This window comes from Brumimicrobium glaciale, assembly GCF_004152935.1.
GTDB classification, from domain to species: Bacteria; Bacteroidota; Bacteroidia; order Flavobacteriales_D; family Crocinitomicaceae; genus Brumimicrobium; species Brumimicrobium glaciale.
Window position 1 is genome coordinate 168,108 of record NZ_SETE01000004.1, and the last position, 15,946, is coordinate 184,053.

11 protein-coding genes are annotated in these 15,946 nt (G+C 33.0%); 8 read left to right on the forward strand and 3 right to left on the reverse strand.

Translation table 11 applies throughout. The features are described from left to right. Positions 1-118: 118 nt before the first annotated feature. The gene (locus ERX46_RS10620) at positions 119-1,747 is read left to right on the forward strand and encodes an amidohydrolase (protein WP_130093846.1); all 1,629 of its coding nucleotides are present in this window, start codon (positions 119-121) and stop codon (positions 1,745-1,747) included. Position 1,748: 1 nt separating this feature from the next. On the opposite strand, the gene ERX46_RS10625 is transcribed toward ERX46_RS10620, so the two are convergent. After that, positions 1,749-3,116 (reverse strand): ice-binding family protein, encoded by a 1,368-nt coding sequence (locus ERX46_RS10625; RefSeq protein ID WP_165366213.1) that lies wholly within the window; start codon positions 3,114-3,116, stop codon positions 1,749-1,751. A gap of 1,103 nt (positions 3,117-4,219) precedes the next feature. On the opposite strand from ERX46_RS10625, the gene ERX46_RS10630 reads away from it, so the two are divergent. The 4 genes from ERX46_RS10630 (at position 4,220) to ERX46_RS10645 (ending at position 11,508) form a co-directional block, all read left to right on the forward strand. Then, the gene (locus tag ERX46_RS10630) at positions 4,220-5,635 is read left to right on the forward strand and encodes a sigma-54-dependent transcriptional regulator (protein WP_242494566.1); all 1,416 of its coding nucleotides are present in this window, start codon (positions 4,220-4,222) and stop codon (positions 5,633-5,635) included. Between the two features lie 9 nt (positions 5,636-5,644). Then, a complete protein-coding gene (locus ERX46_RS10635; protein ID WP_130093848.1) occupies positions 5,645-8,764 on the forward strand; it encodes a PAS domain S-box protein in 3,120 nt (1,039 codons plus the stop codon). 31 nt (positions 8,765-8,795) lie between these two features. Further along, on the forward strand, positions 8,796-9,149 hold the full coding sequence (locus ERX46_RS10640) for an Hpt domain-containing protein (protein WP_130093849.1): 354 nt from the start codon (positions 8,796-8,798) through the stop codon (positions 9,147-9,149). Positions 9,150-9,261: 112 nt separating this feature from the next. Continuing rightward, entirely contained in the window at positions 9,262-11,508 is a 2,247-nt protein-coding gene (locus ERX46_RS10645; protein ID WP_165366214.1) for an FG-GAP-like repeat-containing protein, read from the forward strand. A 106-nt stretch (positions 11,509-11,614) separates the two neighbouring features. On the opposite strand, the gene ERX46_RS10650 is transcribed toward ERX46_RS10645, so the two are convergent. After that, positions 11,615-12,154, reverse strand: a complete 540-nt coding sequence (locus ERX46_RS10650) for a hypothetical protein (protein WP_130093851.1) — start codon at positions 12,152-12,154, stop codon at positions 11,615-11,617. Between the two features lie 39 nt (positions 12,155-12,193). Next, positions 12,194-13,006: a 4-(cytidine 5'-diphospho)-2-C-methyl-D-erythritol kinase gene (gene ispE / locus ERX46_RS10655; RefSeq protein WP_130093852.1), complete on the reverse strand. Its 813-nt coding sequence runs from the start codon at positions 13,004-13,006 to the stop codon at positions 12,194-12,196. A 66-nt stretch (positions 13,007-13,072) separates the two neighbouring features. Here ispE and ERX46_RS10660 point away from each other — a divergent pair, with 66 nt between their 5' ends. The 3 genes from ERX46_RS10660 (at position 13,073) to ERX46_RS10670 (ending at position 15,762) form a co-directional block, all read left to right on the forward strand. Next, entirely contained in the window at positions 13,073-14,026 is a 954-nt protein-coding gene (locus ERX46_RS10660) for an acetyl-CoA carboxylase carboxyltransferase subunit alpha (protein ID WP_130093853.1), read from the forward strand. Positions 14,027-14,875: 849 nt separating this feature from the next. After that, positions 14,876-15,175: a YbaB/EbfC family nucleoid-associated protein gene (locus tag ERX46_RS10665; protein ID WP_130093854.1), complete on the forward strand. Its 300-nt coding sequence runs from the start codon at positions 14,876-14,878 to the stop codon at positions 15,173-15,175. Continuing rightward, positions 15,175-15,762, forward strand: coding sequence for a 5-formyltetrahydrofolate cyclo-ligase (locus ERX46_RS10670; RefSeq protein ID WP_130093855.1), 588 nt, complete (start codon positions 15,175-15,177; stop codon positions 15,760-15,762). Before ERX46_RS10665 ends, ERX46_RS10670 begins: the two co-directional genes overlap by 1 nt. The last annotated feature ends 184 nt before the right edge of the window (positions 15,763-15,946 follow it).

Genomic DNA, 15,946 nt, shown 5'->3' on the forward strand with positions numbered 1-15,946 from the left:
AATATAAATCAGTCACGGTTGACAAGAGTCAAAAATAATCAAATTCTATTTACTGTTTTCACTTTCCAATCACTTCAATGTAAATCTTCTTATTTTTACATTTCAAAACAACAGAAAAATGAAATATTTCGCGCTCTTAATTTTAATGCTTGTCGTAACTTCTTGTTATAAAGGAAAAGATGTTGACCTCATCATTCACAATGCAAAAATTCATGTGATGAACGACAAGATGGATATTGCAGAGGCAATGGCTATTAAAGACGGCGAAATTGTTGAGGTTGGTCCAGAACGACAAATTCTCAATAAATACAAAGCGCAAACTATCATTAATGCCCAAGCGAAAGATGTTTTCCCTGGTTTTCATGACGCGCATGGACACATTATGAGTTTGGCGAAACAAAAACTCAATGTTGATTTACGCGAAACACAGTCTTATTATGAAATGATTTCTAGATTAGAAAAGCATCAAGCTAAGTCAAATCAAGAAATTATAATTGGACGAGGTTGGGATCAAAGTATGTGGAACGAAAAAGAATTGCCGAATAACAAATTGTTAAACGAAGCTTTTCCTAAAATCCCAGTTGCATTAACAAGAATAGATGGTCATGCGATGTTAGTCAATAAAGCAATGTTGGAACACATCGGAATTACTGACACAACGACTATTAATGGAGGAGTGATTAAAATAGAAAATGGAAAATTGACCGGAATTCTTTTAGATCATGCTTTAGATTTGGTGAATTTCAATTTACCCGAACCAAGTAAAGAAGAATTAAAGAAAGCCATTTTAGAAATTCAAGACAATCTTTTAGCAGCAGGAATTACGCATGTTCATGAGGCAGGATTATATAAAAAAGACCTTGATTTATTTATTGAATTAGCAGATGAAAATGCTTTACAAATTTACGTATATGCCATGTTAATTCCTTCTAAGGAAAATATAGCATTTGCAAAAGAGAATGGAAATTACAAAAACAACCGACTTTCAGTACGTAGCTTTAAAGTCATTGCAGACGGAGCTTTGGGTTCTCACGGAGCCTGCATGATTGATCCTTACTCAGATGATCCAACAACGAACGGAATTCTATTGAAATCCCCAGAGGAAATTAAGGAGATTTTTAGAACTGCAAAGGAATTAAAATATCAAGTAAATACGCATTGCATTGGTGATTCTGCCAATCGGTTGGTGTTAAATATTATTGACACTTTAATGAATGATGTGCAAGATCACCGTTGGAGAATTGAACATGCACAAATCGTGAAACCATCTGACTACAAACTATTTAGATCATCAGGAGTTTTACCATCCGTACAGCCTACTCATGCGACATCTGACCAGCGTTGGGCAGAACATCACATAGGAAAAGAGCGTTTAAACAATGGAGCTTATGCTTACAATACTTTGCATAAGCAGTCGGGAATGATAATATTTGGAACAGATTTCCCAATTGAGCACTACGATCCATTTGCAACGATTCATGCGGCGGTTCAAAGAAGGAACACTAAAGATGAACCTATCGAAGGATTCTTGAAAGAAGAAGCTGTTTCACTATCCACCACTTTAAAAGCGATGACACTTTGGGCAGCTTACGGTTGTTTTGCTGAATCTGAAGTGGGTACTTTAGAAAAAGGAAAGCTTGCTAACATTTCAATCTTCGATCAAAAAGTAACAAGCTCTCCTAATTTCTTACCAAATTATTCTTGGGTTACTATTGTAGATGGTGAGATCATTTTTGATATGAGGTAATTTATTCAGAAATTACAAATTTAGAAGTCAATACCTTCGCATCATATTGCACATGCATAAAATAAAGCCCAGGAGAATTACCTGACAAATCAAATTCTGACTGAAGTGTCTTTGAACTATATATTTGCTGACCTCGTGAGTTAAATATACCTATTGAATTTACATCACTCGAATTTCCATGAAAACGCATTTCTATTTTCCCATCTGTAGGGTTTGGGTAAATAGTTAGACTTGCATCTTCATGGTAATCACATATGTCAATACTGATTACATCTTCATAAGAATATTTGCCATCAAAATCGGTTTGTTTTAATCGGTAATAAGTTATTTCCTCAATGTGGGTTCTATCCGTTAAAGAATAATCAATTTGTGAAGTTGAATTTCCTGCTCCATTAACATTTCCAATTGTATTCCATAATTTCCCATCAATGCTTTTTTCGATATTAAAATAGTCATTGTTTGTTTCTGAGGCTGTACTCCATTTCAAAACAACACTTTCTTTATTTCTATCCGCTGCAAACGAAAGTAATCCTATAGGCAAAGGTGAAGAAGGTTCAGGAGAAGTAACACCCCCATTATTCATTGATATTGCTCCACTCGTAGTGAGCATCCTACCTTCTAACTGGACATTATCACCCATAGAAACTGCGCCCGTAAGTGATAAAATAATTCCTTTCATTTCTGTATTTGCGGCCATTGACATTGCTCCAGCACCTAACCAAAATACATTGCTGGCCTTTGTTCCATTCACTAAAATCACTTTGGAAGCAGCTCCAGTGCTAAAAGCTCCTCCAAATCTTAAAACAAAGATTGCAGATGGATCATTTTGAGCATCCAAAGTCAGGTCTCCTCCCACTGAACCAGCTCCAGCAATATGATAAACTCCTGGCAAAAGTGTTTCAGTTCCAAAAGCAGGTGCATGACCAGTGTGAGTTGCCGCCAAAGCTGCGCCTTCATCATATGCAGCCTGCACATCAGTTACAGCTTGTGCTGTTTTGGAGTTTGCTATCTCAGTACCTCCATTTACAACACTTGGCGCTCCGAAATCTGTTACAGCGCCTACATTAGTACCCATATTTCCATTAACTAAAGATGTTCCTGTATTCCCAATTGCACCATTTGAAGTAAATAAAACGAAGTTTTCTGCTGTACCTAAATTTAATGGCTGAGAAAAGGACAATAGGGGAATAAAAGTTGCAATCAGTAGGATCCCAATAAATCTATATAAGCCTGTTTTCACTTTCCAATGTTGAACTATATTATGAACTGGAAGCACTCCTTTTTCACAATCTATTTTTGAAACTTCACTATTTGTTTTTATAAAACTGCCAACCTTGTTAAAACCGGGTACTGCATTTTCGTTTTTCATAATTTTCATCTTTAAATCAGCGAAATATTGTTTTTATAATAAATAGACATGATGAAATCAGAAGGCATTTATAACAACCCAGTGATACTCAACTTTATTCATTTCACAAAATGTTAACTGAAATAATAATGCCTGTTTCAAAGAAGATTCTAAAAATCTAATTATCATATACTTAACGAATTAACGCGGAAGATAAAAATTCCTAAATCGAGAAAAAATCTCAAAAAAAGAGAAATTGCTTGCAATTCACTGTCTAATCAATTGTATTATGATAGAAAGAATCTCTTTATGTTATTTCTTCTATTTACCGTCAGTTTCTGGAATGTATAGATGCTTAGTAACAATATTAAAACTCGATCTTTTTCGTGATAAAATTAATTTGCTTTCTAAAACCGTCAAAATTTTATAATCAAGCTCAATATCCCAAAATGAGACAAAGAGTTATTCAAAATTATTAATGGTTCAAAGTGTGATTAGAAATTAATATATTTCAAAAAAGAATAAACGATTGCTAGAATTTCATAACACAAAATATAGAGTTAAAATATGAAACTATAAATTTATGAGAAGAAATCTAACAACCGTCTACAAACCTACACTTTGTATTTTCACACTACTAAAAACACTTGAATAAGAGTATCAAAATAGTGCCATAAGTATTTAAAATTACATTACTCTATACACAAGATGATTAACTGAATCGATATAAGGATTTATATTCCCTCATGTGGAATAATTCCAATAAATGGAAAAAACCAAGCAGCAATGGTTGGAATTATAACAGGACAAATCTAATGGGATATTAATTCAGTGAAAAATATAAATTCAGAAAATTAAATCAACTTCTTAAATGAAATATATTGTAAGTTTCAACCGTACGTTTTAAAAATTGACAATTTCAAGAAGCATTGAGGAACGTTTATACATATTTTCCAATTTTGGGAAAAAATTATGATTGAATAATAATTAACTATATCCGAAATAATTATTTAATTAAATAATAATCAAACAATTACTGCCTTTACTGATTATAAATAACATATATTTACCATTTGAGACCAAAGTTAAGAATAATTCTGTTTCCGCATTGAAATTTTCCCAAAATGGGAATGAACATTGGGACACCTCAAAAAAGTAAATTAACAATCAATAAGCTTATGAATACTTTACCAAAAAGTATAAAGTTATTTTGTGTAGAAGACGATTTAGTTTTCGCGAAATTCTTGAAGTATAAATTAAGTTTAAATCCTGATTTTGAAGTAAAAGTTTTTAATACTGCAAAAGAACTTCTATCCTCACTTTCTCAGGCTCCAGACATTATAACAATTGATATAAATTTACCAGACATTCAAGGTGATGAACTTATTGGTTTAATAAGAGAACAATTACCATCAGTAACACTATTGGTTATTTCTGGACAAGAAAACATGCAAGTAGCCGCTTCTTTATTTAGATTAGGTGTTTATGATTACATCATAAAAGATGAAAACACGCTTGACCGCATTTGGAATGTAGCGAATAATGCTGCAGCACAAGTCCATCTAAAAGAAGAAGTAACAGTATTGCGCGAAGAGGTTAATCAAAAGTACAATTTAACTACCTTTATTAAAGGGGAAAGTATGGAAATGCAGAAGGTTTTTTCAAAAATAGAAAAAACGATATCTTCTGATATCAACGTGACAGTAACAGGTGAAACAGGAACAGGAAAAGACCTAGTAGCAAAAGCAATTCACTTTAATTCTAAAAGAAGTAAAAAACCTTATGTTGCTGTAAACGTTGCAGCAATCCCTAAAGAATTGGTCGAAAGCGAACTTTTTGGTCATGAAAAAGGTTCTTTTACGGGTGCGCATCAGCAAAGAATTGGGAAATTTGAAGAAGCCAAAGACGGAACATTGTTTCTTGATGAAATTGGAGAGATGGACCTTACAATTCAGGCTAAACTGTTAAGAGTTCTTCAAGAGATGGAAATCAACAGAGTTGGTGGAAATAAAGATATTCCATTAAATTTCAGGTTAATAATTGCAACGCATAAAAATTTACAACAAGAAGTTAAAGAAGGACGCTTTAGAGAAGATTTATATTATAGACTTATGGGCTTCTCAATAGAACTTCCACCACTTAGAGATCGAGGCAAAGATGTAATTTCTCTTGCCAAATACTTCGCCAAAGAATTTGCTCAAAAAAATAAATTACCCCCAAAAGAATTAAACAATTGTTCCAAAAGCACTCTCTTAAAACATCCTTTTCCTGGAAATGTGAGGGAGTTAAAGGCGATTATTGAAACTTCTTTTATCTTAGGAGAAGATGAAAAAATAATGGCAAAAGATATGCAATTAGACATCTCGACTAGCTTAGACATCAACTACAACAATGCGAACACTTTAGAAGAATACACAATTGCAATTATTCAAAAAAAGCTCACAGAAAACAATAATAATGTCGTCCGAACAGCTAAAAATCTCGATATGGGTAAATCAACGATATATCGATTTATTAAAGAAGGGAAATTAAAAAACTAAACTCATTCGATGGAAAAGTTAATTTATGATTTTATTAATCACATAAGAGATGGAGTTCAAATTACAAACCTCAATGGTGATCTATGTTATATGAATTCAATAGCCAAAGAAAGGATTGGAATTGAAGGGGATATTAAAGATATAAACGTAAAGGACTTTGAACCAATCTATAAGGAGGAATCTAACTGGGAAGAACATGTCAAAGAATTAAGAAAGAATGAATTCTTAACCATACGTAGCGAAAACACGAATTTATTAACTCAGAAAAAAACGCCCGTTGAGGTATCTGTATTCATCAAGGACTTTGAAGGGAAGGAATATGTTTTAGCAATATCTAAAGATATTACCTCAATAGTTCACACAGAGTATTTACTTGAGAGAAGAGAGAAGATGCTTGAAGCAATTGCAGATGCAACAACTGAACTGTCCTTTAATCTGGATTTTTATGACTCAATTTCTAAATCACTTTCGATAATAGGAGATGCTGTAAATGTTGATCGTACCTATTTATTTGAATTTCATAATAATTCAGAAGGTGAAGAATTAATTTCTCAACGCCTAGAGTGGAATTCAGGAATTGCGGAGTCTCAGATTAATAATCCTGAACTACAAAATTTATCTGTTCAGCCTATGGAAGAGTTTATTGAACCAATGAGGAAAAATGAGCCTTACCAGACAGTTGTTTCAGAATTACCCCAGCAATCACAGGTGAAAATAATATTGGCTAGTCAAGGAATAAAATCAGCACTTATTATCCCAATATTCTATAAGGATACCCTTTGGGGCATGATTGGCTATGATGATTGTAAGAATAAACGTATTTGGAGCTCCGTTGAAATATCTATTTTAAGAACTTTCTCAAGCAACATCTCTCTAAATATTGAAAGGAAAATTAATTCCACAGAAGTAAAAAATCTTGCTTCATTTCACTTACAAAGTCCAGAGCCGATTATCAGAATAGATTTAAGAGGAAAAGTTATCTTGAGGAATCATTATTCTAAAGAAATAGAAAGACAAAAATTATGCTTAGAGAAAGGTAAGTGGATAAGCTTTGATGAGCTTAGTTTACTCATTATAAAAAACTTGAATAGTAATAAAAGTATTAATCACTTTAAAGTAAATACTGAAAACGGAAAATATTATACGATAACGCCTAAATATATCGAGAAACAGAAATTCATCAATCTGTACTTTAATGAAATTACAACATTAATTCAAGCACAACAAAAATTAGAAAAGGCACAGCAAATTATTGATCGAATAGTTAATAATATGCAAGACGTTATTTGGTCTGTAAATTTATTTAATAGCGAAATAATTTTTGTTTCTCCTACGATTGAAAATCTTATTGGTCTGAATGAGAAAGAAATTCAAACCAAAGTAAAAAACCTTCAAATTCTTCAACTTCTTGAACCAGAAGATTTGGCCAGAATATCTAAAGATCTAAAGCTAACTGGAGAAACAGATTGTGAAGTATATTTCAATAAAAACAAAGAACATAAATGGTTTAGGTTAAGAATCAAAGCGAAGAACAACCTTAAAGGTCAAATCATAAGACTTGATGGATACATTAATGATATTACATTAAAACATCAATATGATGAAAACCTGAAAACGCAAGAAAAAAAGTACCGTGGAATCATTTCTAACATTAATCTAGGCTTAATTGAACTTGATGATAATCAACACGTTACTAATGTAAATGAAAGTTATGAAAAGATCTCAGGATACTCAAAAAGTGAATTGATTGGACAGAATATAAATAATTTTGTTCATAGTAAAAATAACAAAAAGATAGTTGAGGATAAAAGCGAGTTACGTAAAAAAGGAATTACAGACAGCTATGAAATCGAAATTATTACAAAGACCGGATTACATAAATGGTGGCTAGTAAGTGGAGCTCCAAACTATGATGAAAACGGAATATTTATAGGCTCTCTAGTTGTATGTCTGGATGTTACCGAGCAGAAGAGAACCCAAGAAAAAATGCAGGAAGCGCAAGAAATAGCAGAAACAGCTAATGCTGCGAAAGAACTTTTTATAATCAATATGAGTCATGAAATCAGAACTCCGCTTAATGCCATAATCGGGCTTTCGCATCAATTAGAAAAGTTTAAACAAGAAGAAAAGGGGTATGAATATATCAAGCATATTATCGACTCTGGAAATCACTTACAGTCTTTAATCGATAATATTCTAGATTTCTCAAAAATAAACGCTGGGAAACTTGAACTCAATAATAAGATGTTTAATTTTAAAGAGGTGTTCAATGACATTATCTCAATACTTTCTCCCTTAGCTATGAGAAGAAGGTTGAAATTTATTTCAACAATAGATAAAAATATTTCATTTGGTGTTTTAGCAGACAGGACTCGAATTAAACAAATACTCATAAATGTAATTTCAAATTCAATAAAGTTTACAGAAAGCGGAGAAGTTAATTTCAATGTTGTCTCTAAAAAAATATCATCTAAGCTTCAAATGCTAATAATAACAATTAGCGATACTGGAGTTGGAATGAGTAAAATATTTTTAAATAACATTTTTGATAAATTCTCCCAGGCCGATAGTTCTAGCATCAGAAAAGAATCTGGAACTGGTTTAGGTATGCCAATAACTTATGAGCTACTAAAACTAATGAATGGTTCAATAAAATTGGAAAGTGAATTAGGTAAAGGAACAAAAACAACAATAAAAATCCCGGTCATTTATGAAGATTATATAGAATCTTTGATAGATATCCCTAGTGTGAAAACCGTAAATTTAAGCAGTAAAAAAATACTTGTAGTAGAAGACAATGTATTAAACCTGATTTTAACAAAAAAAATATTAGAAAATAGTAAAATTGAAATTTTCACTGCAAAGAATGGAGTTGAGGCGATTGAAGCTTTGGAGGATTTAGTTGTTGATCTAATTCTAATGGATATTCAAATGCCTTTAAAAGATGGTATTGAAACAACAAAAATACTCATTCAAGAAAAAGGAATAAAAACGCCCATTGTTGCATTAAGTGCAAATGCATTTAAAGCTGAAATAGATAAATGTTATGCAGTTGGAATGGTAGATTATTTGACAAAACCCTATCTAGAAAGTGATTTAATGAATGTTATTCGAAAACATATATTATAGAATATAAAAGTCATCACTAATATTTTAAAAAATGAAAGAAAATAATTTATACTCGCTTGATGTATTGGATATGGTTCAATCACAAGAAGATAAAAAAGAATTACTCGCCGCTTTCATAAGTGAATCTGAATCATGTATTAAAATGTTTTATGAAGAACTTAAAAATCGAAATTTAAAAGAGATTTCATTTTTTGCTCATAAATTAAAATCTAATTTTAAGCTTTTCCAAATAAGGGAATTGTACAGAACAATTGAAATATTAGAGATTAAAATAGAAAGTCTCACGAATGTAGAAATAGAAGAACTTATCAATAAAATTAATGATGTTATGGTTCGTGTAAAAAATGATATTAATGAAAAAATACTGAATAAATATAACTTCTAAAGGAAGCAAAGGATATTTTTATCAAGTCCAGATTTATCAACCATTAGGTCAAAACATTTAAAATCAATAAATTTACCTAATGCAAATCTATACTTGCAGTAAATTATACAATATGAAATTGAATACCTCTTCCCTACTGACTTTAAACGTGTTTGTTTTTCTATTGGTAAATTTCGGATTTGCTCAATTCGGTTTTATCTACAACGACAGTATTCAAGTTAAAAAAGGAGGAAATACTTTAGATTTTCCTTGGGCTGGCGGATTAAATCATGCGCAATTTTCTACAATTGATGTGAATTTTGATGGATTAGAAGATTTATTCATTTTCGATAGAAGTACAAATCAAATTCGTGTTTTTAAAACTGTTGTAAATAATGGCGTAAAAAGCTATAAATATTTATACAACAGTCGAGATTTATTTCCAGAAGATATTCGTTACAGAGCTGCCATGGTAGATTTTAATGGCGATGGTAAAAAGGACATTTTCACTTATGGAATTGGAGGTGTGAAAGTTTACCGAAATAGTGGCGACGCAACTAATGGATTGCAATGGGTATTAGAAAAAGAGCGATTGAAATCAATATATTCTAATGGAAACTATTCAAATCTATATGTAAGTTCCATTGATATTCCAGCATTTATGGATATTGACGGAGATGGGGATATTGATGTGTTGACATTTAATATTGGTGGTCAACAAGTGGAATACCACAAAAACACATCTATGGAGAATTACGGAATTCCAGATTCGTTGGAATTTGAATTGATAGATGCTTGTTGGGGAAAATTCATTGAAAGTGATACCGATAACAATATTCAACTCAATTCTAATGCTGGCCCTTGCGACCGATCTAGCTTTACAGAAACACCTAATGGCCTCAGACATTCAGGATCTAGCTTACTTGCAATTGATTTAAACAATGACAATGCAATGGATTTAATTTTAGGTGATGTTTCTCATTACAACTTAACAGCACTTACGAACGGAGCTTTACCAACTGACACAGCGTTAATGACGAGTATGGATGCGAATTTCCCAAGCAATACAACACCCGTTAATCTTCCCATTTTTCCTGCTCCCTACTACGTTGACGTGAATCATGATGGAATAAAGGATTTAATCATTGGAACAAATGCCAGCGGAGGTTCAGAAAATTTAGAAAGTGTTTGGTATTATAAAAATATTGGAACGAATGAAAATCCGAACTTTTCTTATGTCAAAAAGAATTTCTTACAAGATCAAATGATTGAGAATGGAAAAGGCGCTATTCCAGTATTGGTTGACTTGAATAATGACGGACTAAAAGATTTATTGGTAGGTTCAAATTTCAGGTATTTAGATCCTTCAGATAAGGTTTCTAAAATTCAATATTTTCAAAATACAGGAACCGTTGACACACCCGAATTTACATTTATCTCTGATGATTGGTTGTCACTTTCCAATGCAGGATATGGATTGAGAATGCATCCAGCCTTCGGAGATATTTTTAGTGATGGAAAGGTAGAAATGGTTCTTGGAACAGCTGATGGAAGCTTGCATTTATATACTAAAACGGGAAATGGATCAGAAGATTTTGTACTTCAACAAATCAACATGACAGATAATTTAGCTCAACCTATTCAAGTCAGCGCATTTGCTTCTCCACAAATCTTTGACTTAAATGATGATGGTTTACTCGATCTTATCATTGGAGGAAAATCAGCTGGTCTGACCTATTACAAAAACACTGGAACTCCTACTCTACCTTCATTTGAATTAATTACTGAAGACCTAGGAAATATCGATATGGGAGAGCAATTTAGCCCTGATAATTATTCTGTTCCAGCATTTCTTCGACATGACGACACCACACATTTGTTTATTGGAAATCGAAAAGGAACGATTTACTATTATGGTGACATTGACGGAAATTTGGCTGATGGAGATTCTTTTACACTCTTATCTGATCATTATTCATTTATAGAAACAGGAGCTTATTCCGCCCCGTTCATTGATAAAATTCGTTCAGACGGAAGATATGAAATGTTTGTAGGAACAGATTTAGGAGGTATTTGGGCGTATATCGCAGGAACATCAAGTGATTTAATATTAACAGTAAATGATTTAGAGCAAATAGATGAACAGATAAACATCTATCCAAACCCAAGTAGCAGTGGTTTATTTACTATTGATTTGGGAGAAATGGATCAAGAACTTAATCTAAAAGTATACGATAATTTAGGTCAGCTTATTAAAGAAAGCAATCAACTTTGGAGCACAAGTCACTTAGATTTATCGAATGCAGCGAAAGGAGTTTATACGGTGGTTTTCAAAAGTTCTTCTCAGTTTGTTTCAACTAGAAAGATAGTTATTCACTAAAATAATTAGGAGTGATGAATGATGATATTTTTTAAATGAAGTTAGTTTAGACCCATTGGACCCGCAAATTGAGCGGGAGGACTGCTGCGAATAACTTTCAAATAGATTAATTTATATTTAAGTATAAATCCTCAATCTCCTCCATTGAGTATTTACTTAGTTCTATATTGATTTTAGAGTATTCTTTCTTAAAAAATAGTTCAATAATATTTTTTGGTATTTCTTCATTTTCTGTTTCTGAATAATACAGTTTTATTTTTCTATATGGTTTGTTCGAAGGACTCTCTTCCATATGAGTGCCAAGTCCAATAATAAATTGAAAGTTTTCATTCGTATTAATTCCAGTCGATATTCCTAAATATCTGGAATCGGTTAAATTAAAAACCTCAATATTCGACATATTGAAATTATCAGAATCATACTCGCTCCAAAAGTCCTTTTTCCAATTAATCTTTTTAAAATCGGCAATATGTTTATCAAAATAGGTCTTCCCTAAAATTTTATAATTATCAATCTCAAATTCTGGAGTATGTATGCGAGAAATAAATTCGTCTGGCATATTTATTTTAGCTGAATGACCATTAGTTTTTTCCTCGCAAGAAATTAAAGCTAGAAACAAGATTAGTAATATATTTAGTTTTTTCATATTGATTTACATCAAGTTAATTAAGAGTTTATTTTTTCTCTAAAGTTTCACGATCTCAATAAATCCTCCTTCATATTCAAATTGCCCTTTCAAATCCGGAGCAGTATCAAAAACCCCAAACATTGTTGAGCCAGAACCAGTCATTGCAGCATAAGTTGCTCCTAAATCATACAGTTTTTCTTTTATGATATTTAATTCTGGATAAACCGCTAAAGTTGGTTCTTCAAAATCATTGATTAGCGTTTCTTTCCAACTTTTAATTGGTTCCAGAAGAACATTCTCCAGTAAAAAAGTTGGAGTTTTAGGATTAATCCTTCCATACGCATCTTTTGTACTAATATGTAATCCGTTATTCACCAAGACTAAAGTTTTACCTTTTAAAGTCAAATCAAATTCCGTGAGTATTTCCCCTTTACCTTTCGCTATTTGTGAAGTTGATTCGATAAAGAAAGCGCAGTCTGACCCTAGTTTTACCGCTCTGACTTTTAAATCTTCAGTTGACATTCCTAATTGAAATAATTCATTGAGAATTTTTAATGTAAAAGCTCCGTTGGAAGAACCCCCGCCTAAACCTCCTCCCATCGGAATATTTTTATACAAAAAGATTGATACTGGAGGGATATTGAATTCTTCTTTTATCATTTCATAAGCAAGCAAAACTAAATTGTTTTTTGATTCACCAGGAATAGGTAAACCAGCCGATTCAAATTTGAATTCGTCAGCGGGAACAATTTCAAGAACATCCTTAACAGGAACAGGGTACATCAATGAGTTAATCTCATGGTAACCGTCCTTTCTTTTGGCTAGAATATTCAATCCTAGGTTAATTTTGCAAATTGGAAATGATATCATAGCTACAAATTTAGAAATAGCTAACAATTTTTAGTAACTTTCGCTGCTCAAAAAGAATATAAAAAAATGTCAATATATTTAGATTTCGAAGAACCGATTAAAGCATTGGAGTTACAAATTGCTAAAGCGCAAGAGATTGGACAAGATGCAGAGTTGGATATGACTGATAAAATCAAGGCTTTAGAACAAAAGCTTGAGGAGAAAACCATAGAGATTTTTTCCAATCTAACTCCATGGCAGCGAGTACAATTGTCTCGTCACCCAGAACGACCTTATACATTAGCATACATTGATGCTATTACTCATGGTGATTTTCAAGAATTACATGGTGACAGAAATGTAGGCGATGATAAAGCCATGGTTGGTGGTTGGGGTTCCGTTGATGGAAAAACAGTAATGTTTATTGGTCAGCAAAAAGGAATGAACACTAAAATGCGTCAATACCGTAACTTCGGAATGGCGAATCCAGAAGGATATAGAAAAGCATTGCGTTTAATGAAAATGGCGGAGAAATTCAATAAGCCAATCGTAACTTTCATTGATACACCGGGAGCATTTCCTGGACTAGAAGCTGAAGAGCGTGGTCAAGGTGAAGCAATCGCAAGAAATATATACGAAATGATGAACATCAAAGTTCCTATTGTCTGTATTATTATTGGTGAAGGAGCTTCTGGAGGTGCGTTAGGAATTGGTGTTGGAGATAAAGTGATCATGTTAGAAAACACTTGGTATTCTGTTATTTCACCTGAATCTTGTTCTTCAATTTTATGGAGATCTTGGGATTACAAGGAAAAAGCTGCTGAAGCTTTGAAATTGACTTCTGAAGACATGAAAAGATTGAAACTTGTGGATGGAGTAATCAAGGAACCAATAAGTGGTGCCCACAGAAATAAAGAAGAAATGTTCTCTATTGTAAAACGTGAAGTTAAACGTCAAATCACTTTGTTAACGAAGTTAGATCCAATAGAACGTTGTGAAAAAAGAATGAAGAAATTTACAGATATGGGAGTTTATCAATAGACTCTTTTATCCTATAATATTTGAAAGCTTCAACAGAAATGTTGGAGCTTTTTTTTGCGGTAGTTTTTACAGAGCGAAGAGGAAAGTGAGAAATAGAGGGAGACAAAATAGAGGGAGAAAGAGAGGGAGAGCGGAGAAAAAACATACTACCAACCTAACATCACCAAATCAAAAATAATCTGCGGAATCTGCGGGAATCTGCGGGAGAAACAGAATGAGAGCGGAGAAAAACCATTCCACAAACCAATCATCACCAAACCAAAAAATAATCTGCGGAATCTGCGGGAGAAAAATAGAGTGAGAAGGAGAATGAGAGCGGAGAAAAACCATTCCACAGACCAATCATCACCAAACCAAAAAAAATCTGAGGAATCTGCGAAATCTGCGGGAGAAAAAATAGAGTGAGAATGAGAATGAGAATGAGAGCGGGGAAAAAACATTCCACAAACCAATCACCACCCAACCAAAAAAAACTGCGAAATCTGCGGGAGAAAAATAGAGTGAGAAGGAGAATGAGAGCGGGGAAAAAACATTCCACAAACCAGACATCACCAAACCAAAATAAATCTGCGGAATCTGCGAGAATCTGCGGGAGAAACAGAATGAGAGCGGAGAAAAACCATTCCACAAACCAGACATCACCAAACCAAAAAAAATCTACGGAATCTGCGGGATAAAAAATAGAGTGAGAAAGAGAATAAGAGCGGAGAAAAAACATTTCACAAACCAGACATCACCAAACCAAAATAAATCTGCGAAATCTGCGGGAATCTGCGGGAGAAACACCATGTGTTTAACCCCCTCTTTATCATAAACATTTTTTATCTTTGTAATTAAAAATCAGAAGATATGTTTGGAAAAGATATGATGGCAAAATTGCAGAAAATGCAAGAGCAAGCACAATTGTCAAAAGAGAAGTTAGATACAATTATCGTTCGTGGTGAAGCTGGAGGAAACTTGGTTGAAGTTGAAATGAACGGAAATAGAAAACTCACAAATCTTTCTATAAATACTGCATTAGACCAAATGGATAAATCAGATCTAGAAGATTTATTAAGCGTTGCATTAAACCGCGCTATTCAAGCTGCTGACGCTGCCAATGAGAAAGAAATGGCAAATTCTGCAAAAGGATTAATACCAGGAATGTAATGACAAGAGAAGAAATTCGAAACCACTACCGCGCATTGAGAAAGGAATTTACACCTGAACAATGCATCTATTATTCACAGCAAGTAACCAATAACTTCCTTAGAAATTGGATGTTCAATCACAAGCTAATTCACTGTTTCTTGCCGATTCATAGATTGAGGGAAGTAGATACTATTCCGCTTGTGAAAAGACTGAGACAAAACAATAGAGTTTGTATTCCCGTTTCGAATTTCGACAAAAACAACATGACGCACAAGATTTTGGATGAGCACACGCAATTTCAAGACAATGCTTATGGAATTCCAGAACCTATGACTGGTGAAGATGTGAATGTGAAAGACATTCAAGTGGTTATTGTGCCTTTACTAGCAGTCGACCAACATGGAAACCGTTTAGGTTATGGAAAAGGCTTTTATGATCGCTTTTTAGCTGAATGTTCACCTGAAACATTATTTATCGGAGTGACAATGTTTGACATTCATGATGATTTAACGGAAATCGATGAATTTGACATTCCTTTACATTATGTGGTTACTCCAAAAGGTGTTTTGCAAACTACAGCTGAGCAGCCCGCTCCTTTGAGATAGCTTTTCTAATGGTTAATGATTAATTGTTAACGTGATAGGGAATTAATGGATAATTCGAAAGGATGGCTATTTGCGTAAATGATCAATATCTGTTAAAAGGAAACGTTACCGTTATAAAATTCGAGATAAAATCAGACCACGAAATAAAATCTCTCGGTAGCTGATTTTTTCGATTCTTAAACCT

Coding starts and splice junctions, on each gene's coding strand:
- ERX46_RS10620 (WP_130093846.1), top strand. CDS start 119: ATGAAATATTTCGCGCTCTTAATTTTAATGCTTGTCGTAACTTCTTGT.
- ERX46_RS10625 (WP_165366213.1), bottom strand. CDS start 3,116: ATGAAAAACGAAAATGCAGTACCCGGTTTTAACAAGGTTGGCAGTTTT.
- ERX46_RS10630 (WP_242494566.1), top strand. CDS start 4,220: ATGGGAATGAACATTGGGACACCTCAAAAAAGTAAATTAACAATCAAT.
- ERX46_RS10635 (WP_130093848.1), top strand. CDS start 5,645: ATGGAAAAGTTAATTTATGATTTTATTAATCACATAAGAGATGGAGTT.
- ERX46_RS10640 (WP_130093849.1), top strand. CDS start 8,796: ATGAAAGAAAATAATTTATACTCGCTTGATGTATTGGATATGGTTCAA.
- ERX46_RS10645 (WP_165366214.1), top strand. CDS start 9,262: ATGAAATTGAATACCTCTTCCCTACTGACTTTAAACGTGTTTGTTTTT.
- ERX46_RS10650 (WP_130093851.1), bottom strand. CDS start 12,154: ATGAAAAAACTAAATATATTACTAATCTTGTTTCTAGCTTTAATTTCT.
- ispE (WP_130093852.1), bottom strand. CDS start 13,006: ATGATATCATTTCCAATTTGCAAAATTAACCTAGGATTGAATATTCTA.
- ERX46_RS10660 (WP_130093853.1), top strand. CDS start 13,073: ATGTCAATATATTTAGATTTCGAAGAACCGATTAAAGCATTGGAGTTA.
- ERX46_RS10665 (WP_130093854.1), top strand. CDS start 14,876: ATGTTTGGAAAAGATATGATGGCAAAATTGCAGAAAATGCAAGAGCAA.
- ERX46_RS10670 (WP_130093855.1), top strand. CDS start 15,175: ATGACAAGAGAAGAAATTCGAAACCACTACCGCGCATTGAGAAAGGAA.